Raw genomic sequence first — 20,990 nt, forward strand, 5'->3', positions numbered from 1 at the left:
AGGATAAAGCCGGAGGTATTGACAGCGGTATGTCATAATAAAACGGCGAAATACCTTTTTTACAGAGGAGTAGCGTATGAAATTAATGAAGAGGGCTTTAATTGTGGCAGCAGCTATGAGTGCCATGTTTTCATTTTTGGCTTTTGCGGGAGATACCCCAACAGGCGTTACCATCGATAAAAGCGGAAGTGATCTTACAATTTCATGGAATGCACCTGATTTTGATGGAATTGATAAGTACCAGGTTCAGCTGTATAAAGTGAAAAATTCTGAAAATTTGAATAGTAATGATTCAAAATCAGGATCTGCAAAAACTGTAGATGGTGATGACACAAGCGTAGAAATAAGTGTTAGCAGTAAGGGATATTACTATGCGAAAGTCAGAATGAAGGATGTAAATAATAAATGGCATTCATGGTCTTCTGCAAGTGATCATGTTACTGTTACAAGTGATGATATAGGAAATTCAGGATCTCACCCCGGTGGAGGCTCAGGATATACTTCCAATGTCAGTCCCAGCGGCACAGGCACCGTTATCTATACAACAAATTATACCGGTGGAAATACTGCTTATAACAGCGAAGGAACCTTATACAATACAGCAACTTATGGTCCCATGGCAGGCAACCTTGCGGCAACAGGTCTGACAAAACTCGGTGATCCGAATGCCATGAACCCAACAACCAATAATGTTTACAGTTCTTCATCAACTGTTGCCAACACTAAGTATGTGTCAGCATTTACATATCTTAAAACCGGGTGGCAGTTCGATCAGGCGGGCATGTGGTATCTTTATGATGACGGTACTTATCCCGTTAGCTGTTGGAGACTAATAGACGGAGCTTACTATCATTTTAATCCTTCAGGATATCTCGAGGTTAATACCTGGGTGCTTGAGGCCAATGGATGGAGATATGTTGGCGCTGATGGAAAGATGTGTACCGGATGGTACATGATGAATAATAAGTGGTATTATTTCAATACAAATGATGGCGTTTTACAGGGACCTGGAATCATTGTAGTTGATAACAAATTCTATTATATCCAGCAGGACGGTTCCAGAGTTCAGAACAACTGGGTAAACGGATATTACTACGGAGCAGATGGAGCATTAACAAATGGATAAGAAGCTTAGAGACCTTAACGATGTCGATAAGGTGCTTAAAGAAAAATCGGCTGATGAGAATATTGAGCCAAGAAAAGGACGTCGCCATACGGCTATGCACAATGATGTTTTTGACATCGATGAGCTGAAGGGAATGCTTGTTATTCCGGCTATCGTGATCGTTTTGATGATCATCATAGTGATACTTGACAGAGATCCGTCCACAGAGGTAAAGGCAGATAATACTACAAAACCACAAACTGAAACAGCAGCTATTCCCGAGACTACAGTGGAGGAGACTGAAGATCCGACAATAGTTCGTGAATATCATGATGAATATCTGACTGCATTTTTTGAAAAGTTTTTCGATGCACGCCTGAATTCGGACGTAGATACTCTTTACAAATTGACGGGAGTCACCAATCAGACTCCTGAACAGAGTGAGCTTCTGAAATCCCAGCTTCAGACTCAGGCAGGCTACATTGAATCCTACTCAAACATAAGGCAGTATGCCGTAAATGCTCTTGAAGAAAATTCACGACTTGTATTCGTGACCTATGATGTGAAATTCAGAAGAGTCGATACATTGGCACCGGGAATCATGTACTGCTATGTTAAAGTAAATGATTCCAACCAGTTCGAGATTATCGAGAACCTGAGCCCGGATCAGACAAAGTTTGTAAATGAATATATTACAAGTCATGAAGAAGTTCAGGAGCTGATCAATACAACAAACTCAAATCTCCTTCAGGCAATAACAAGCGATGAGCGTCTGGCAGTAATCTATGACGCTTTCCAGAGCGGTCGTATCTACACCGACAGCCAGGAAGCCATCGACAGCCAGGTTTCCCTCATTGCCATCGACGGCAACGAAGTAGTCACCGAACCCGCAACAGAAGCCGCCGAGGAAACTGAAGCGGAGAATGAGGCTGGTACAGAGACTGGCGCAGTAATTGAGAATACTTCTGAAACAGAAAGCCAGAGTCAATAACAGAAGGGATTACAAGAGTTTAGCTGGGTTTTCAAAGTTATTTAGCTTTAGACATTAAACTGACCACCCTTGAGTTAGTCCGAAATCTAACGATAGGGTGGTCGGTTTTTTAGTGGCAAGATGCCGCCATGTAGTATATAATATATTGAATTTGTCGTGAGACTGTTCCCATAACAAAGGAGATTTAGAAATGGATACAAAAGATTTTTACTATGACCTGCCGGAAGAGCTCATCGCTCAGGACCCGCTTGAGAAGCGTTCAGACTCAAGGCTACTGGTGATGGACAAGAATACCGGAGACATTGAACATAAACACTTTTACGATATAATCGATTACCTTCAGCCGGGAGACTGCCTTGTCATCAATGATACAAAGGTTATCCCCGCAAGACTTCACGGTGTCAAGGAGGAGACCGGAGCTCATGTTGAGGTACTGCTTTTACAGAGAAAGTCTGCCACAGACTGGGAGTGCCTCGTAAAGCCCGGAAAGAAAATGAGAAACGGTGCCAGAGTTTCCTTCGGTGATGGACTACTGAGAGGTGAAGTCATTGAAACGATAGATGACGGAAACAGAATCATTCGCTTTGAGTTTGACGGAATCTGGGAAGAGGTTTTGGACAAGCTTGGGGAAATGCCTATTCCTCCGTACATTCATCACCAGTTAAAGGAAAGAGAAAGATATAATACCGTTTATGCAAAAAATGACGGTTCAGCCGCTGCGCCTACAGCAGGTCTGCATTGGACCAAAGAGCTTCTGGAGGCGGTGAAGGCGAAGGGTGTGGAGATCGCCCACGTTACTTTGCATGTCGGTCTGGGAACCTTCAGACCGGTCAAGGCTGAGAAGATCGAGGAGCACCATATGCACAGCGAGTTCTATGTTGTGGAGCAGTCCGAGGCGGACAAGATAAACAAGGCCCACGCCGAGGGACACAGAGTCATCTGCACGGGAACTACCTCTTGCAGAACCGTTGAGTCTGCGGCACTTCCGGACGGAACCATGCCCGCAACATCCGGATGGACAAACATTTTCATCTACCCGGGCTACAAGTTCAAGTGCATGGATGCCCTTATCACAAACTTCCATTTGCCGGAGTCTACGCTTGTGATGCTGGTGTCAGCATTTGCCGGAAGGGAGCATGTGCTTAATGCTTACAATACCGCTGTGAAGGAGAAGTACAGGTTCTTCAGCTTCGGCGACGCTTGCTTCTTCGCTGATCTTAGAGATAAACATTAAGGTGTATGACACGCAAAAGAACGATAGAAGGTAGTCTGCGTGTCTAAACAGAGTTGTTTAAAAAAACAAGCAAAATAGGAAATAAAATGAGAATAAATAAACGATTATCGGAGCTTGGCGTTTGCTCCAGAAGAGAGGCAGACCGTTTGGTGGAGGCCGGACGTATCACCGTGAATGGAAAGCCGGTGGAGATGGGACAGCAGGTTACGGAGGCGGATTCCATCGAGCTTGACGGAACATGCGTGAATCCCCATGCCTTAAATGCCAATGCCAAAAATCCGGAGGAGCGTTTCCTTCTGGCCACTGAATCTACAAAGATGATGGAGAGATACGGGGAGCAGATTTCCAGGGACGGCAAGGACTATGACAAGCCTGAGCCGGTGCTCCTTGCCTACTATAAGCCTCGCGGGGTTGTCTGCACAACCTCCGACAAGGATAAGTCCACCAATATTATAGAAGCCATCAACTATCACACTCGTGTTTACCCCATAGGAAGACTTGATAAGGAGTCCGAGGGACTTATCCTTCTGACCAATCAGGGGGATCTGGTGAACCGCATTAACCGTGCCCGGAATTATCACGAAAAGGAGTACGTGGTTACCACCGACAAGGCTCTTACAAAGGAATTCCTGGACAAGCTTGCGGATGGAGTTTATCTTAAGGAGCTTAATGTTACCACCCGGCCCTGTGAGGTTTGGCAGGACATGACATTGGCACCGAAGGTAAGACAGCATGAGTTCCACATCGTCATAACCCAGGGGCTGAACCGCCAGATCAGAAGAATGTGCGCGGCCTACGGCTATAAAGTTAAGAAGCTTAAGAGGATCCGTATCATGGATCTCACTTTGCACGGCTTAAAGCCCGGGCAGTACAGGGAGATCGAGCTCAGTGAAGTGACGGATGATCTTGAGAATTTGTGATGGAGGAAAGGTATGGCTGATTCAAACCAAAGAATGAAGGACCTCATCAAAACCCTGAACGAAGCAGCAAGAGTCTACTATGTTGAGGGAAATGAGATAATGTCCAATTTTGAGTACGACCGTCTTTATGACGAGCTTCAGGCTCTCGAGGAAGAGACCGGAGTTGTGCTCAGCGGTTCCCCGACTCAGAGGGTAGGATACGAGGTTCTTTCGGAGCTTCCAAAGGAGGCCCACAAAAGCCCCATGCTTTCTCTCGATAAAACAAAATCCGTGGAGGATCTTGCGGCATGGCTTCAGGATAAGGTTGGTCTTCTCAGTTGGAAGATGGACGGACTTACCGTAGTTCTTACCTATAGAAATGGTGAGCTTGAAAAGGCTGTCACCAGAGGAAACGGCGAGATAGGTGAGGTTGTTACTCAGAATGCCAAGGCATTTGACAATGTCCCCACCAGGATAAGCTTCAAGGGAGAGCTGGTTCTGAGAGGCGAAGCAATCATCAGCTATTCTCATTTTAATGAAATAAACGAGACCATTTCCGAAGCGGACGCAAAATACAAGAACCCGCGAAATCTCTGCTCGGGATCGGTACGTCAGCTTGACGCAAGAGTAACCAAAAGCCGCCATGTGGAGCTGATGGCATTTGCACTGGTAAGCGCTGTGGAGGCGGACGGCTCAGAGGTGGATTTTGGAAACTCAAGGGAAGCCCAGTATCTGTTTTTGAAGAAACTCGGATTCGATGTGGTGGACTATAAAAAGGTTACTAAGGATAATATTTCGGAAACAGTGCAGTGGTTTTCCGAGGAGATAAAGACCAATGACTTCCCCTCCGACGGCCTGGTTCTGATTTACGAGGATATTGCCTACGGCCTCAGTCTCGGCCGCACAGCCAAGTTCCCAAGAAATGCCATTGCTTTCAAATGGAGCGACGAGCAGGCGGAAACCACACTTCGTGAGGTGGAGTGGTCCCCAAGCCGTACGGGACTTATCAATCCTGTGGCAATCTTTGACCCCGTGGAGCTTGAGGGCACAACCGTTACGAGAGCCAGCCTTCACAACATTTCCTATTGTGAGGACATGGACCTGGGAATCGGCGACAGAGTGACTGTTTATAAAGCAAACATGATCATCCCTCAGATTGCGGATAACCTTACAAAAACCGGTGGTCTGGAGCCGCCGAAGATGTGCCCGGCCTGCGGTCACGAAACCGAGATCCGCATGGACAATGAGGCGAAGTTCCTGTATTGCCGGAACCCCGAGTGCCCTGCCAAGAAGATAAAGAATTTCTCCCTGTTTGTGAGCCGGGATGCTCTTAATGTTGACGGCCTCAGCGAGCAGACATTGGAAAAATTCATCGGCCACGGATTCATTCACACCTACAGCGACGTTTTCCATCTCGACAGATACCGTGACGACATCGTTTCCATGGAAGGCTTCGGCGAGAAGAGCTATGAGAATCTCACAAAGGCCGTTGATAACTCAAGGAATACCGAGCTTTACAGACTGATCTACGGTCTCGGCATCGCAGGTATCGGTCTTGCCAATGCTAAGGTCCTGTGCAGATTCTTCGGGAATGACATTGACAGACTCCGGAAGGCTACGGTAGAGGAGTTACTCGAGATCGAGGGCATCGGACAGGTTCTTGCGGAGAACATTGTAAAGTACTTTGGAGATGAGAAGAAGACTTCGGAGCTTCAGGGGCTTTTACAGGAGCTGACTATCCAAAAGCAGGATGAGAGTGATGATACCCCTAAGACTCTTGAAGGAATGTCTGTGGTTATCACCGGGTCACTCACACATTTCTCGAACCGTAAGGAGCTTCAGGACTTGATAGAGAAGGCAGGCGGCAGAGCAGCAGGTTCAGTTTCCGCAAAAACCGCATATCTTGTGAATAACGATATAACCTCAACCTCCGGCAAGAACAAGAAGGCGAAGGAGCTGGGGGTTCCGATTGTTACTGAGGAGGAATTCCTGAAGATACTCGGAATATAATAGTTGATAAGAAGGATGCTGTAACAGAAAAGCAGTTCCCGTAGGTATTCGGTAAACAGTAAAAGATGTGTAACGGGTGATTCACATGGTTTTTAACTCACTGGGATTTCTGGTATTTTTTCCCATCGTGCTAATCATATATTATATAGTGCCCAAGGGGTTTCAGAATTTCTGGCTGCTTCTTTCGAGCTACTGGTTCTACATGAGCTGGAATCCGCGGTACGGTCTTTTGCTTTTGATCTTCACCATCTTCACCTATATATGCGGGCTTGTCTTGGGGAAAGATTCAGGAGCAGCCCGGGAAGTTTCCGAAGAGAGCGGAGGAACAGAAACGTACACCGGTTCAGGATCAGGAGCCATTATTAATCAAGGGAAGCCTGACCACGGGACTACAAGATTTCATGGCGTAATAGAGGAAAGTGGGACATCCATGGCAGCCCGGGCTAATCCGGGAGAGATCGGAGTGACAGAGGTCGGCCACGGTATGAAGGGTGTGAATTCGAAACGAAAGCGGATCCTGGCATTTTCCTTGTTTGTGGTTTTCGGCCTCCTTGCATTCTTCAAGTACACGAATTTCCTGTTGGATAATGTCTCCGGCCTGCTTGCAAGGCTTTCCGTCAACCTGTCTGTGGACCATCTCAGCATCGTGATGCCCGTTGGCATTTCCTTCTTTCTGTTTCAGTCGGCGGGGTATCTTATTGACGTTTACAGGAAAGAAATACCGGCTGAGAAGAATTTCATCAACTACGCCCTTTTCGTAAGCTTTTTCCCTTCCATTCTTTCGGGTCCCATCGGACGGGCGCCGGCTTTGCTGCCCCAGTACCTTAAGCCCAGGAGCTTTGACTGTGACAGTGTCTCGGAAGGTTTCCTTCTCATGCTTTGGGGATTTTTCCTGAAGCTGGTGATTGCGGACCGTGCAGCAATCCTGGTGAATAATGTTTACGCCGGGTATCATAACATTTACGGCTCAGCCATAGTGGCAGCCACAGTGATATATGGAATCGAGATTTACTGCGATTTCTGCGGTTACTCCACCATAGCAACAGGCGCTGCAAAGATGCTTGGCGTCCGGCTTATGGATAATTTCAACTGTCCTTACTTCAGCGTTTCGGTTCAGGATTTCTGGCGCCGCTGGCATATATCCTTATCAAGCTGGTTCAGGGATTATCTGTATTTTCCCCTGGGAGGAAGCCGCTGCAATATTTTCAGACGCTGCTTCAATATCATGGTGGTGTTCATCGTCAGCGGTCTCTGGCACGGAAGCCAGTGGAGCTACATTGTCTGGGGAGCTTTAAACGGAATTTACCAGATCATCGGAAGCCTTCTTCTTCCTATAAGAATTAAAGTTTTGGGTTTATTCGGCTTTGATAAAGATGTTCTTGATCCAAAGAAAAACCCTGCTTTTATTGATTTCAAGATGACTTTGCTGAAGCTTATCAGAATCCTCATCACCTTCTGCCTCATCGATTTTGCCTGGCTCTTTTTCAGGGCAGCAGGACTCAGGGATGCTGTTATGATGCTTCAGCAGATACGCTGCAATTTCGGAGCATCTCAGTTCAGCCTCCAGTACCTTTACTCTCTGGGACTTGATATGAAGAATTTCCGGCTGCTGATTTTCGCCACGGTTATCCTTTTCATCGGAGATTTTGTGAAATATCGCGGAGCCTCCGTAGGAATGTGGGTTCTTCAGAGGCCAATGATTCTGCGGGAGCTTATCATTGCCCTGTTCATACTTTTTATTCTGATCTTCGGAATATGGGGTAATGCCTACAATGCGTCAAGCTTTATTTATTTTCAGTACTGATACAAGATTTGAATGCTGGTCCTGTTTTAGAGCCGAAAAGAATTACGGCTATTTGTAAGAAATTACGGTTGGAAAACAGTGTTAATAGATGAGAGAAATATCAGACAGACTTTAAGACATGATCTGATGCATTAAATGTACATCTAACTAATTGTGCTATACAGATGGGGAGAGGACACCTTGGAACTATCAGGTATCTGTTTGTATTTGGGATTATAATGCCAAAGGTGACGGAATGGGTATTAATATGAAATATTTCAAACGGGTTCTTTCCGTTATTTTGGTGGTGGTTCTGGTCTTCGGAGGCATTTTCCTTGCAGACAAGGTAACCGAAAGAACGGTGAGCCGGAAAAAATATATTAAGTTTTTTTCTGAACAAAAAGAATATGATGTACTGTTTTACGGCTCCAGTCATGTGCTGAGCGGTATACAGCCCATGGAGATATGGGATAAGTACGGCATAACCAGCTATAATCTGGCGGGACATGCGGCATCCCTTGGGATGTCTTACTGGGTGCTTCGGGAGAGCCTTCAGTACCATAAGCCTAAACTTGCGGTTCTGGATATTTACGATATGTATGCATTTGACCAGCCATACATGGATGTGAGTTTTATGCATTATTCATTGGATGCCTATCCCATGAACAGGATTAAGTTTGAGGCGGTTCGGGATCTTTTGAAGGGAAGATCCACAGGGGAAATGACGGAGCTGTTTTTTCCGTTTTCTGTTTATCACAGCAGATGGAATGAGGTTAACGAACAGTCCCTGAAAGAATCCTTCAGTGATGATTATTTCAATACCAACTACGGCTCCGAAGCAAGATACGGTGTGGCCGTTCCACTGGACATCGACAGAGTCCCGGCTTCAGATGTGACAGAAGGATCCGTGGGAGCTGACGATTACATCAGAGGCTTTGTAAAGATATGTGAAGACGCGGGGGTTCAGGTTTGTTTCATGAGGATGCCTTATCCGGCATCGGTTGAAAACCAGCGTGCTGAAAACAGAGTTATGAAGCTGGCAAAGGAGCTGGGGGTTGAGGTCATTGACATGATGTACGATGTGGAGGGAATCACCGGCGATTCGACAGGCATCGGCAAAGAGCAACTGACAGTGGATAATTTATTTGGAACCGGAAATGAATCCGTTCAGGTTGAAAGTGCAGGTGTAATTCAGCGTAATACAGATTTGGCTGGAATCGAAGCTGAGGTAAATAGCAGGAAACTCAGTTCCATCGTGGTTGACTGGGACACTGATCTGGTGGACCCCAATGCTCATCTGAACGCCTATGGTGCATACAAGGTAAGCTTGTTCCTGGGGGAATGGCTGAAGAGATGTTACGACTTCTCGGACAAGAGAGAGGACTCCGAATACGCGAACTGGAATGAAGATTTTTCAAAGTTTTATCTTCCGGCTCTCAATATAGATCTGGCGCTTCAATCGGATTTCAAGACCTGCCTGATGCTCTCGGCCTATCCTGAATATGAAACAGAGCTGCAGGTGACAGAGCATTATAAGCCTGATGAGGTTTGCGAGAAACTCATAAAGGAACATGGCGACCGTATAACCATAGGTACCTTTAGGGAAACGAACTGCGAGGATGGTGCTGAAGCAGAAGAAACAGATTCCACTGAAATCGGTGAAGCTGTTTCCGATAAACCAGAGGAAGCCGACGTCACCGGAACAGGAGAAACATTCGAAGGCTTTACATTAGAACCCGGGCAGACGGCATATTTCTATGATCTGGACGGGCAGACCCTGGGAACAGAACCGGACGCATCAACCCTTACAACCCCTGTGGCAAGGATTTTTGTAAAGCTTCGTGACACCGGCGAAGTGGTGGCTGATAAAGTATTTCTTCAATAGAAAGGACATAAATGAATACTGACAACTTTGACATATTTTTTCCTCACCTTGGGGTGGGAATCGAGCATCTGAAAAATGACATTCACATCTTTGGGTTCCGTATAGCTTTCTATGGAATGATCATTGGCTTCGGAATGATTCTGGGATTTCTTATTGCAAGCATTGATTACAAGCGACGGGGCCTCAAAGTGGATGACATTCAGGACATGGGACTTTACACTATCGTTTTTGCTATCCTTGGTGCGAGAGCCTATTATGTTGCCTTTGAGTGGAAGTATTATTCACAGCATATTAATGAGATTCTGAACATCCGTCAGGGTGGACTTGCCATCTATGGCGGCATCATTGTAGGCATTATCGGCTGCACACTTTTCTGCAAGCTAAAAAAGATCAATGTCCTCTCCATGATGGATTCAGCGGTTCTCGGACTTCTGGTGGGCCAGAGTGTGGGAAGATGGGGCAACTTCTTCAACACCGAGGCCTTTGGCGGATACACAGATTCTCTCTTTGCTATGAGGATAAAGGAGTCTATCGTAAACTCCAATATGCTGAATCAGGATGTGCTGGAGCATGCAGTAAAAATCGGAAACGAACTGTTCATCCAGGTTCACCCCACATTCTTCTACGAGTCAATGTGGAACCTTTGTACAGTTATCATCTTCTTCCTGATGGCACCCAAAAAGAAGTTTACCGGACAGATCATATTCCAGTACCTTCTCACCTATGGGATCGGACGATTCTGGATCGAAGGACTTCGCACGGATTCCCTCTACCTCTGGGGAACCAACATCGCAGTATCCCAGGCATTGTCCGCCTTCATCGCCATCCTGGGCGCCGGCCTCCTGATTTACAACTTCGCAAAAGTCAAAAAGCAGGGCCCCGACAAAGTGCTCCTGGCCGAACGTGCAGCCCTTGCAGCAGGCGAAGTAAAACCCGAACAGAGATCTTAGTCAGAGAAGTTCTCGGCTGCTTTTTTTATCCTCATACAGCATTATATCATCACCCAAAACGCCGACATTTAATGTAGATAAGCTGCATTATGTCCGGCGTTTTTTGCCGCCCTCGAATACGGAGAAACCATGATCCAGAAGACCTTCATCGTACATGACGAAAGTGAGACCTTTGAATTACTTGCAAGCGCAAAGCTGTATTCCCTTTACCAGAATGCCAGGAGTACCTTTGCCTTTTTAAGCTGCTCCAACGCGACGCACATCCAGATTCAGCAGGTAGGCAGAGTGCTGAAAAGCGCCTACCCGGGAATCAAACTGATAGCGGGATCCCAGGCAGTAAATGATGGCATAAATGGAAGGTGTACAGTAAGGATAAGCTTCTTTTATTTTGATGAAGCCGAAGTGGAAACCTGTACCCTTGACTATAACAGCTTAAGTCGGGAGGAAGCCATAAGCCGTGCGGTGGAGTTTCTTAACTTACATGAAAACCTAAAGGGTGTCTGCGTCATGTCTATAGGCGGAGACATAGGAAGCAGATATTTTTTGGAGAAGGTTTCCGCACCCTTCCCGGGGGTGCCCTTCTTCGGAGGCCTTGCGGGAGAACCGGTGGAGTCTAAGCTTCCGGAGGATCAGTCAGGCTTTATCATGACAGATCATATGACAGACAGAGGCATTGCCCTGGCTGCATTTTTCGGTGAGAACCTTCATATCATGATGAACCAGCAGCTGCCATGGAAGGCGGTAGGTCGTGAGCTTACCGCAAAGATAGACAAAACCAAAAAGAATAAACTGGCGGATATCTGCCTTACAAGTCTTGATGATCAATCTCCGGTTGATATTTACAAGCATTACCTCGGGGTGGAGCTTAATGATTATTTCCTTCAGAACGTGAGGGAATTTCCACTTATCGCAAACCATAATGAGGAAAAGAATATATTCATCCCTATGGATTTCAATGACTCCGGAGAATTGTTTTACAACGGCGGCATACGTGATGGTGACAAGCTGAGGCTTGGTTACGGAAACCCGGAGGACTTTCTCAGAAAAGCAGATGCCGGCAGTAAGATAATTGATTCCTTCGGTGCGGAGGGGCTTCTTATTTTCGTGTGCTATATCCATAAGATGATACTTAAGGATAAGAGTGGTGAAGAAATAAAATGCTATCTCAGAAACTGTGTGGGACTTAATTATTATTATGCAATGGGTGAGATCTGCGGTTTTGCAGGGAACGGAGAGATCCAGAACGGAACACTGGTGGCAGTTGCCATGAGAGAGGGAGAAAAGAATGCGGAGGTTAAGAATGATCTTTTCAAGCTCCAAAGTGACTATGGCAAACGGGACATAGTCCCTCTTAATGAGCGACTTCTGAATTTCCTGGAGGTCACCACCAACGAGTACGACGAGATGGCCCATATTGCAGAGCAGGCCAACAAGGCAAAGTCGGATTTCCTGTCCAACATGTCTCATGAGATCCGCACCCCTATCAATGCTGTCCTGGGAATGGATGAGATGATCCTCAGGGATACCGAGGAGCCAAAGACCCGTAAGTATGCCGAGAACATCCAGGATGCCGGCAATATTCTGCTTTCCCTGGTAAACGACATACTTGATTTTTCAAAGATCGAAGCCGGAAAGATGAACATTATCCCGGTGGAATATGATTCCAGATCCGCTCTGAATGATCTTCTCAACATGGTGAAAAAGCGTGCCCAGGACAAGGGCCTCGACCTGAGAGTCCAGGTGGATCCCAGAATTCCCTGCATCATGCGCGGCGATGTCATCAGGCTGAAGCAGATCGTTCTCAATATAATTAACAATGCAATTAAGTATACAAACTATGGCTCAATCCTGATTCGCGCGGTTCTCCTCAATATGGATCATGATGCCGGCACAGTTATCCTTAGGTGTAATGTTATCGACAGCGGCGTAGGCATCAAGCGGGAGGATATCCCCAGGCTTTTCAATGCCTTTGACCGCATCGAGGAGAAAAGAAACCGGGGCGTGGAGGGAACGGGCCTCGGCATAAACATTACCCAGAAACTCCTTCAGGCCATGGACAGCCATCTGGAGGTGGAAAGTATCTACGGCATAGGGTCAATCTTTAGCTTCAATCTGAAGCAGGAGGTTGTGGACTGGTCACCGGTGGGTAACTTTGCGCTTCTTATCAGTAAGGACAGACGCCAGAATCAGGTTTACAAGCCGGGCTTCACTGCGCCCAAGGCCAGGATTCTGGTGGTGGATGATGCCCCCATGAATCTTCATGTGGTGGAAGGGCTTCTGGACGGAACGGAGATTCAACTCGACACGGCGGTCAGCGGCGCGGACTGTCTCATCTGGATACAGCAGAACCGCTATGACCTGATACTGCTGGACTACCGCATGCCGGAGATGGACGGCATCGAAACCCTGCATGAGATTCGGAAGCTCGGGGACTGGAGGGCTACGGTTCCGGTTATCTGCCTTACGGCCAATGCCATGACCGGCGCCCGTGAGCAGTACCTGAAGGCAGGTTTCGACGACTATGTGACGAAGCCTATCAAGCCTCAGCTTCTTGAAGAGGCCATAATCCAGTATCTTCCCAGGGAGCTTGTGAACCTTAAGGATGCTCCGGCAAAACCTGTGGACGAAGAGGGCAGATCTGCCGAGATCAGAACGGATGGTCAGGGTAATGTTTCCGGCCCGCCGTATCCGGCCTCCCTTTTCATGAATGAGGAGCTGGACATTTACCATGCTCTCAATGCCTGCGCCGGCCCCAAGATGTTTGTGAGGAGCCTCAAGGAGTACATCAGGAGATTCCCCGCTGCGGTGGAAGAGATACAGGCACTTTATGACAGCCGGGACATCAAGGGCTTCACCATCAAGGTTCACGCTCTCAAGAGCTCTTCCTTCCTGGTTGGCTTTGTGAGACTGAGCCGTCTCTGTGCCCTTCTCGAGAAGGATGGGGACGCGGGAGACATTGCCGACATCGACGAAAAGGTACCGGAGCTCTTCCTTCTTGCAAAGAAGATAATGTCCTATGAGTATGACTTTGAAGAAGGAAAGACCGGAGGCATGGGAGAAATCGATCCCGCAGGTCTTCAAAAAGCCTATGGCGCCATAAAGGAAGCTATAGAGGAGTACGATTTTAACAAGCTCACCGGCATACTTGAATCCTTATCCAGATATAACCTGCCGGAAAAGGAAAGAGACAGAGTAAAGCGACTCTCTGATGCAGCAGACGAGTTCGAGTGGGAACAGATGAGCGAAATACTAAACGAATCGTAATGGGGTCAGCCCCCCATTACTGTTACCACAAGACAGCTCGTCGACGACGGCGTCTACCACAAACATATTTTGAGTCATATAGGACTCTAAGATGTACAAATTAGCTCTGACATGGTACACTAGGTGCGCTGTATCAGGGCTTCTTTGAATTAGAGAAGCTTGGATTATATGGAAATTCAACACTTTTTAAGGAGATATAAATTATGAAGCTTGGAATCGGCGTCAGTGCCTGATTTCACGTATCTCTCCATAAGTTCTTAAGCCTTATTATTTCGGAATTCCCAAATATCATAAATTTCACATAAATTCCCATATCTTCATAAAAAATATAAAATATTAGCGTAGCGATAGCGTAAGTACTGGCGTAGTTCGGTAGACTTGGCCATGATGATAAGTAAGTGATAATAATAGTTACTTCCCAAAATGAGCCTTAGTGCATACGCGCTTATTCATGAGCGCCTTGATAAATACAAAACAAACCCTTCCGGGTATGTCATTAGATGGATAATTACTTCTGCTATTTGACATGAACTGCGGAGGGTTTGTTTTTTTAGATCTAACCGATTTATTTACCAACTTATTTACCAATGTGATATAATGAATCTGGTTGGTAAATACATTGGTAAAAAGGTTGGTAAATCTATGAGTTTGACAGATAAGATTATCGAGCTATGTTCTTATGACGATGAACAAGAATGGTTTGAATTTAAAGAGAACTGGTTTCAGCCGGAAGAGCTTGGAGAATATGTTTCTGCGTTGTCGAATGCAGCAGCATTTCATTATCAGGAAATGGCGTATTTTATTTGGGGTGTTAATGATGATACTCATGAGATAGTTGGAACCAATTTTAATCAGTACTGTGACTATAACAAAGAACCGTATCAAAATTACTTGGCTAGAAATCTTTCTCCAAGTATTAATTTTTCTTTTGAAGAGGTAGAAATCAACGGTAAAAGAGTAGTTGCATTACTTATTCCACCGGCAACGGAAATCCCCACATCTTTCCGTGAAACTCGTTTTATCAGAATTGGATCTTCAAAAAATAATATAAAGAAATATCCAAAACGTGAAATCCAGCTTTTTAAAATTTTGGACGGGCGTATAGAAACTATAGAGACTATTCCAGCAAAATATCAGGACTTAACCTTTAACAAACTGTTTGGATATTATGGCTCAAAAGGGATAGTTCTTAAAGAAGAAACGTTTGAGAAAAACTTAAAACTTAGAAATAAAGACGGTGAGTATAATATGCTTGCCCAGCTTCTATCAGATAATTCTCATATACCGCTCAGAGTTTCAATATTTGAGGGGAAAACGAAGAGTGCGCCTTTGTTTTCTGTTCGAGAATTTGGCAATAATTGTATTCTTTATTCGTTGGATAGTTTGCTCCAGTATGGAGATGTTTTGAATATTATACAAGCGGATGAAACAGACAGAGTCGTTGAACGCAAAGAAGTACCTTTGTTTGATAACAAAGCATTTCGCGAGGCTATTATTAATGCAGTACTTCATAATTATTGGGTGTCCGGAAATGAACCGATGATTTCAGTTTATTCTGATAGAATCGAAATATTATCCAGAGGGACCTTGGCACCGGCACAGACAATGGAAGGGTTTTATCTTGGTGAGTCTGTTCCGGTTAATGAGAAATTATCGGAGATATTCTTGCAACTGCATATTAGTGAAAAGTCTGGAAGAGGAGTTCCTACCATTATTGACACATATGGCAAGGATGCTATTACCTTTAGAGAAAATTCAATTGTGGTTACGATTCCGTTTAACAGGCTTAATGAAGTTGGTAAAAAGATTGGTAAAAAAGTTGGTAATTCCGATGTGGATAGACCTATATTAAATCCCAGAAGGCAGACAATCCTGTTAGAAATCAAGCAGAATCCATATGTAACAAAACACGAACTTTCAGAAATAATAGGTATAAGTACTACAGCCATTGATAATAATATTGCTTATTTGAGAAATAATGGTTTTATTGAGAGAGTTGGTAAAACTAAAGGTGGATATTGGGAGGTTATTGAGTGATTAAACCAGATTAGAAATTAAAAAATACTAAATGGTAAGGAAAGTGGAAAAAAGGAGTGCTATTATGACAGAACAATTCAAATGGGTAGATTATTACGAGGAGTTTGCATCAAAGCTTCTTGAGTATAGGAACAACAGAAAAGAACTTATAGATAAAATTGTAAAAGTTTATGATATCCTGTTATTTTTTTTGATGCAAAATGCGCAGATGTTCTGCAAGCGCAATTTTTTTGCAGAAACGCATATATACAGACTTTATGCTTCTAGAATGCATCGCAGGAAATCTGCATGGTAAAAAAGCCGAAAAGCCATACCTGTTTTCATGCCGCAGACTATCTGCGGTTTTATTTTGCACTTTTTTATTTTCTTGTTTCGGATTAGCCAATATCTTGTCCCACATACAAGATGAAAGGCAAAGAAGCTTCAGCCAATATTAATGCAGGACAGGAGGATTGCAATGAGTGATTACACTGATGAGAAATTTGTGAAGATATTGAGGCATCTGGCATCACAATTGCCGGCGTACTGGGTTGTGAGTTGTGAAGGGGGAGTGAGTTCCAAAAAACTTAAGGAAGAGCTGATGGATGAATTTAAAATGCCTGAGTCCAGTGCCAGAGCGTGTGTGAATGTGGCAAAAAGTAATAGTATCGGACTGATTTTGTATTGTATGTTGGGAAGAAAACTTTAATCAAAAGAGTGCCCTTCGAAGAGTACATAAACCGCGCTACAGAGGTGCGATTCGCCTTTTTGACTTTACGCCAATATATTGATAAAAGAGCCTGATTGTGGTAATGTATTGCTTGCACTTAGGCTCTTTTTCGGAAGAAGGAAAGGAGCTGATCGTATGGGTAGAGATCTGAAAGGTAAAGAACTTGGACCTGGGGTCATGCAAAGGAAAGACGGAAAATATTCCGCCAGATATACAGGTGCAGATGGTAAGCGACATGAGAAATACTTTGATAAAGTATCAGAAGCAAAGAAATATGTCGCTTTGGGAAAACTGAATAATGATGAGGATGTGGACGGCAGAGTAGAGACTCTTACTGTTGATCAGTGGTATCGGTACTGGATGAGGACTTTTAAATCCTCATTGGCGCCAAACACACAAAGGAACTATCGTGACAGGTATGAACGTGATATCAAGCCTCGTATAGGTAAGATGAAGATTACGGATGTCAAAGCTATGCATTGTCAGCAGATCATAAATGCGATGTCTGGTAGATATGCCACAAGCACAATCTATCAGACTTATATTTGCATGGGTTCAATGCTGAAAAGTGCTATGATGAATGACATTATTCCCAAGCAGCCGATTAATGGTGTTGTGATGCCTAAGGATAAAAAGAGAGGTGTGATACACTTCCTTACTATCGATGAGCAGGACCGTTTTGTTGAAGCTGCTAAGAAGACAAGGAATGCGCCGCAGTTCCTGCTTGTTTTACAGACAGGCTTGAGAACGGGAGAGCTTATTGGATTGACATGGGTTTGCGCCAGTTGGCGTAAAATTGGCGTAAACCTCCGAAATAAAATACAAGAAAAGCCCGTAAATTCGGGCATGGAGGAAATATAATGAAATTAGGAATCGTGGGATTACCGAACGTTGGTAAGTCAACACTTTTTAACGCAATAACAAAGGCAGGAGCTGAGTCTGCAAACTATCCTTTCTGTACCATCGAACCGAATGTCGGCGTAGTAGCAGTACCGGATGAGCGCCTCGACAAGCTGGCTGCTCTTTACAACTCACAGAAGATCACACCGGCGGTTATCCAGTTCGTGGATATCGCAGGACTTGTAAAGGGAGCATCAAAGGGTGAAGGTCTCGGCAACCAGTTCCTTTCAAACATCAGAGAGACAGATGCCATCGTTCACGTAGTCCGCTGCTTCGATGACGGCAATATAGTACACGTAGACGGTTCCGTTGATCCTATCAGAGACATCGAAACCATCAACCTTGAGCTCATCTTCTCCGATCTTGACCTCCTTGACAGACGTATGGCAAAGACCAAGAAGCTAGCCAACAACGACAAGGATGCCAAGGCCGAGTACGCCCTCCTCGAGGAGCTTCACGCACACCTCGAGTCAGACAAGCTCGCCATCTCCTACGACGCCGGTGACGACGACAAAAACGCCTTCGTAGATTCCCTCGACCTCCTCACCAGAAAGCCTGTAATCTATGCGGCAAATGTTGACGAAGATTCCGTTGCTGACGATGGCGCTTCCAATGCCTACGTCCAGAAGGTTCGCGAGTATGCGAAAACCAACAACTCCGGAGTATTTGTTATCAGTGCCAGAATCGAAGAGGAAATCGCAGAGCTTGAAGACGACGAAAAGGCAGAGTACCTCGAAAGCCTCGGCATGACAGAGTCCGGTCTCGACAAGATCGTCCGTGCCTCCTACAGCCTTCTTGGCCTCATGTCCTTCCTGACAGCCGGCGAAAAGGAAACCAGAGCCTGGACCATCAAAGTGGGAACCAAAGCTCCTCAGGCCGCCGGCAAGATCCACTCCGACTTCGAAAGAGGCTTCATCAAAGCCGAAGTCATAAACTATCAGGACCTTCTCGATTGCGGCTCCACCTCCGCCGCCCGCGAAAAAGGCCTTGTAAGAATGGAAGGTAAGGAGTACGTCATGCAGGACGGCGATGTTGTAGAATTCAGGTTCAACGTATAAAGCGCATTGCAAACTCCCGAACTTCCTGTAGTTTTAAAAAAGTGAGATTAGAAGCAGTAAAGTGTACAAAGCACTTTGCTGCTTCTTGTATTTTTCGCATTTGTATGCAAAAAAGGTGATTTTAGTAGAGAAACTAATGTTTAAGAATATGCTACTATCGCCTTATACAAAGTGAGGAAAATGGAAGGGATGTGTGGCTAGGCTTGCGAACCTTATCAGCGTTTCGTGAGAAATGCTGATGCCCCCAGGCGACGAGGCTGTTTCGGCGTAAGCCGAAATCAAGCGAAAATGCCTGCGCGTAGCGCATTTAAATGGCATTTTCTCCTTAGTACTTCGTGAGCCGTCACGCGTCCCTTCCATTTTCCGTACCATTTCAAAAAAACGGTGGAGAAAAATCCCAAAATCCTGGGATTTCCCTCCACCTTATTTTTTTGCGATTTTTACCCCGAAAAAAGATACTATTCTTACATCCCCCACTATCCACCACCAAAGAACCGGTCGCACTGTTCAAGGGCCGGCACGTCAACCGTGCCACTCAAAAACCCACGCAATTCCGCCAAAATTCTGTAAAAATTTCGAAAACTCCATATTAAAATAATTAAAAATCCCGGAGAAAAAACCCTAAAATAATATAAAAATATCCTAAAAATTTATTATAAAATTCAGAAGCTTTACCCCCATTATTACGGTATCTTAGCTTGACACCGATGGTAAAAAATTGCATTATATTTATAGAAGTGGTAGAAAGTGGTAGAAAGTGGTAGGAAAGGGATATGTCATTTACAGGAGAATATCACCACAACCTAGATGCCAAGGGCAGACTTATCATTCCCGCCAAGTTCAGAGACCAGCTCGGAACGGAGTTCACGGTTACAAGAAGCTTGGACGGATGTCTTGCCATGTATGCAGCTAAGGAGTGGGAAATCCTTGAAAACAAGTTAAATGCTCTTCCTATGACAAACGAGAAGGCCAGAGGCCTTAAAAGATTTCTCCTCGGTTCTGCCAACACCTGCGAGTTAGATAAGCAGGGAAGAATCCTTATCCCGCCGGTTCTCAGAGACAAAGCGAACCTCGATAAGGACATTACATTACTCGGAGTGGGAGACCACATTGAGATATGGAACGCTGATCTTTACAACGAAAAGTACAATTTTGATGATGAGGAAGCTCTTGAAGCCGACTGGGAAGGTCTTGGTATCTGATGTTTAAACATTATTCCGTTCTTTTACATGAAACAGTAGATGGACTCAACATTAAACCGGACGGAATCTATGTAGACGGAACCCTGGGGGGCGGCGGACATGCATCACTTGTATGCGAAAGGTTATCATCGGAAGGAAGACTCATCGGTATAGATCAGGATAAGGATGCCATAGCGGCAGCCACAGAAAGACTGAAGGACCACAAGGACAAGGTCACCATAGTCAGAAGCAACTATGAAGCCATCGACAAGGTGCTTCAGGATCTTTCAATCAGCAAGGTCAATGGCATTTACCTCGACCTCGGAGTTTCAAGTTATCAGCTTGACACCGCAGAGAGAGGCTTCAGCTACAGGGCGGATGCGCCCCTTGATATGAGGATGGACGACAGAAATCCCATAACTGCAGCTGATATCGTTAATGATTACACCGAGTCTCAGCTCTTTCACATGATCAAAAACTATGGGGAGGATAGATTTGCACAGAATATCGCAAAGCATATCTGTCAGTATCGTGAGAAAAAGCGCATAGAGACAACCTTTGAACTGTCAGAGATCATTTCGGGAGCAATTCCCGCAAGGATTAGAGCGACCTCGGGACATCCCGCAAAAAGAACCTTTCAGGCGATACGAATCGAGCTGAACCGGGAACTGGATGTTCTTGAGGACTCCATCGACAAGATGATCGATGCCCTGGAGGAAGACGGAAGACTTTGCATCATCACCTTCCATTCCTTAGAGGACAGGATAGTAAAAAACAAATTCCGCACAGCCGAGAAGCCGTGCGTTTGCCCGCCGGAGTTTCCGATCTGCACCTGCGGAAGGAAATCAAAAGGCAGGGTTATCACAAGGAAGCCGATACTTCCGAGTGAACAGGAGCTTTTGGAGAATTCCAGATCCAAGAGCGCAAAGCTCAGAATTTTCGAGAAACACACAGACTTATAAAACGGACAGCAGAGTCACAACA

At 45.3% G+C, this 20,990-nt stretch carries 17 protein-coding genes; all 17 read left to right on the plus strand.

Annotated elements, in window-relative coordinates:
* Nucleotides 1-76 precede the first annotated feature (76 nt).
* Complete coding sequence (locus T357_RS0104225; protein WP_031549082.1) at nucleotides 77-1,126, plus strand: PspC-like choline-binding domain-containing protein; 1,050 nt, start codon at nucleotides 77-79, stop codon at nucleotides 1,124-1,126.
* Nucleotides 1,119-2,096 (plus strand): hypothetical protein, encoded by a 978-nt coding sequence (locus T357_RS0104230; protein WP_031549085.1) that lies wholly within the window; start codon nucleotides 1,119-1,121, stop codon nucleotides 2,094-2,096. Before T357_RS0104225 ends, T357_RS0104230 begins: the two co-directional genes overlap by 8 nt.
* A gap of 190 nt (nucleotides 2,097-2,286) precedes the next feature.
* A complete protein-coding gene (gene queA, locus T357_RS0104235) occupies nucleotides 2,287-3,330 on the plus strand; it encodes a tRNA preQ1(34) S-adenosylmethionine ribosyltransferase-isomerase QueA (protein WP_031549088.1) in 1,044 nt (347 codons plus the stop codon).
* A gap of 86 nt (nucleotides 3,331-3,416) precedes the next feature.
* Nucleotides 3,417-4,250, plus strand: a complete 834-nt coding sequence (locus T357_RS0104240; RefSeq protein WP_044916082.1) for a pseudouridine synthase — start codon at nucleotides 3,417-3,419, stop codon at nucleotides 4,248-4,250.
* Nucleotides 4,251-4,262: 12 nt separating this feature from the next.
* Nucleotides 4,263-6,239, plus strand: coding sequence for an NAD-dependent DNA ligase LigA (gene ligA / locus T357_RS0104245; protein ID WP_031549094.1), 1,977 nt, complete (start codon nucleotides 4,263-4,265; stop codon nucleotides 6,237-6,239).
* A gap of 85 nt (nucleotides 6,240-6,324) precedes the next feature.
* Nucleotides 6,325-8,043, plus strand: coding sequence for an MBOAT family O-acyltransferase (locus tag T357_RS18980; protein WP_031549097.1), 1,719 nt, complete (start codon nucleotides 6,325-6,327; stop codon nucleotides 8,041-8,043).
* Nucleotides 8,044-8,278: 235 nt separating this feature from the next.
* Nucleotides 8,279-9,907 (plus strand): hypothetical protein, encoded by a 1,629-nt coding sequence (locus T357_RS18985; protein WP_049962258.1) that lies wholly within the window; start codon nucleotides 8,279-8,281, stop codon nucleotides 9,905-9,907.
* A gap of 11 nt (nucleotides 9,908-9,918) precedes the next feature.
* Nucleotides 9,919-10,857, plus strand: coding sequence for a prolipoprotein diacylglyceryl transferase (gene lgt, locus T357_RS0104260; protein ID WP_081828043.1), 939 nt, complete (start codon nucleotides 9,919-9,921; stop codon nucleotides 10,855-10,857).
* A gap of 129 nt (nucleotides 10,858-10,986) precedes the next feature.
* On the plus strand, nucleotides 10,987-14,121 hold the full coding sequence (locus tag T357_RS19975) for a response regulator (RefSeq protein WP_049962259.1): 3,135 nt from the start codon (nucleotides 10,987-10,989) through the stop codon (nucleotides 14,119-14,121).
* Nucleotides 14,122-14,718: 597 nt separating this feature from the next.
* On the plus strand, nucleotides 14,719-16,158 hold the full coding sequence (locus T357_RS0104270) for an RNA-binding domain-containing protein (RefSeq protein WP_242840058.1): 1,440 nt from the start codon (nucleotides 14,719-14,721) through the stop codon (nucleotides 16,156-16,158).
* A 64-nt stretch (nucleotides 16,159-16,222) separates the two neighbouring features.
* Nucleotides 16,223-16,453, plus strand: coding sequence for a hypothetical protein (locus tag T357_RS0104275; RefSeq protein ID WP_031549108.1), 231 nt, complete (start codon nucleotides 16,223-16,225; stop codon nucleotides 16,451-16,453).
* A gap of 162 nt (nucleotides 16,454-16,615) precedes the next feature.
* A complete protein-coding gene (locus T357_RS0104285) occupies nucleotides 16,616-16,846 on the plus strand; it encodes a hypothetical protein (protein WP_031549111.1) in 231 nt (76 codons plus the stop codon).
* Nucleotides 16,822-16,941, plus strand: coding sequence for a hypothetical protein (locus tag T357_RS22305; protein WP_139297899.1), 120 nt, complete (start codon nucleotides 16,822-16,824; stop codon nucleotides 16,939-16,941). Before T357_RS0104285 ends, T357_RS22305 begins: the two co-directional genes overlap by 25 nt.
* Nucleotides 16,942-17,002: 61 nt before the next feature.
* The gene (locus tag T357_RS0104290) at nucleotides 17,003-17,728 is read left to right on the plus strand and encodes a tyrosine-type recombinase/integrase (protein WP_049962260.1); all 726 of its coding nucleotides are present in this window, start codon (nucleotides 17,003-17,005) and stop codon (nucleotides 17,726-17,728) included.
* Nucleotides 17,728-18,825, plus strand: coding sequence for a redox-regulated ATPase YchF (gene ychF, locus T357_RS0104295; RefSeq protein ID WP_031549117.1), 1,098 nt, complete (start codon nucleotides 17,728-17,730; stop codon nucleotides 18,823-18,825). Before T357_RS0104290 ends, ychF begins: the two co-directional genes overlap by 1 nt.
* Before the next feature lie 773 nt (nucleotides 18,826-19,598).
* Entirely contained in the window at nucleotides 19,599-20,027 is a 429-nt protein-coding gene (gene mraZ / locus T357_RS0104300) for a division/cell wall cluster transcriptional repressor MraZ (protein WP_029200249.1), read from the plus strand.
* Nucleotides 20,024-20,968, plus strand: coding sequence for a 16S rRNA (cytosine(1402)-N(4))-methyltransferase RsmH (gene rsmH / locus T357_RS0104305; RefSeq protein ID WP_031549122.1), 945 nt, complete (start codon nucleotides 20,024-20,026; stop codon nucleotides 20,966-20,968). Before mraZ ends, rsmH begins: the two co-directional genes overlap by 4 nt.
* Nucleotides 20,969-20,990: the final 22 nt, after the last annotated feature.

Origin of the sequence: Oribacterium sp. FC2011 (genome assembly GCF_000701645.1) — a bacterium.
Lineage (GTDB): Bacteria > Bacillota > Clostridia > Lachnospirales > Lachnospiraceae > Oribacterium.

Coding starts and splice junctions, on each gene's coding strand:
- T357_RS0104225 (WP_031549082.1), top strand. CDS start 77: ATGAAATTAATGAAGAGGGCTTTAATTGTGGCAGCAGCTATGAGTGCC.
- T357_RS0104230 (WP_031549085.1), top strand. CDS start 1,119: ATGGATAAGAAGCTTAGAGACCTTAACGATGTCGATAAGGTGCTTAAA.
- queA (WP_031549088.1), top strand. CDS start 2,287: ATGGATACAAAAGATTTTTACTATGACCTGCCGGAAGAGCTCATCGCT.
- T357_RS0104240 (WP_044916082.1), top strand. CDS start 3,417: ATGAGAATAAATAAACGATTATCGGAGCTTGGCGTTTGCTCCAGAAGA.
- ligA (WP_031549094.1), top strand. CDS start 4,263: ATGGCTGATTCAAACCAAAGAATGAAGGACCTCATCAAAACCCTGAAC.
- T357_RS18980 (WP_031549097.1), top strand. CDS start 6,325: ATGGTTTTTAACTCACTGGGATTTCTGGTATTTTTTCCCATCGTGCTA.
- T357_RS18985 (WP_049962258.1), top strand. CDS start 8,279: ATGGGTATTAATATGAAATATTTCAAACGGGTTCTTTCCGTTATTTTG.
- lgt (WP_081828043.1), top strand. CDS start 9,919: ATGAATACTGACAACTTTGACATATTTTTTCCTCACCTTGGGGTGGGA.
- T357_RS19975 (WP_049962259.1), top strand. CDS start 10,987: ATGATCCAGAAGACCTTCATCGTACATGACGAAAGTGAGACCTTTGAA.
- T357_RS0104270 (WP_242840058.1), top strand. CDS start 14,719: ATGAATCTGGTTGGTAAATACATTGGTAAAAAGGTTGGTAAATCTATG.
- T357_RS0104275 (WP_031549108.1), top strand. CDS start 16,223: ATGACAGAACAATTCAAATGGGTAGATTATTACGAGGAGTTTGCATCA.
- T357_RS0104285 (WP_031549111.1), top strand. CDS start 16,616: ATGAGTGATTACACTGATGAGAAATTTGTGAAGATATTGAGGCATCTG.
- T357_RS0104290 (WP_049962260.1), top strand. CDS start 17,003: ATGGGTAGAGATCTGAAAGGTAAAGAACTTGGACCTGGGGTCATGCAA.
- ychF (WP_031549117.1), top strand. CDS start 17,728: ATGAAATTAGGAATCGTGGGATTACCGAACGTTGGTAAGTCAACACTT.
- mraZ (WP_029200249.1), top strand. CDS start 19,599: ATGTCATTTACAGGAGAATATCACCACAACCTAGATGCCAAGGGCAGA.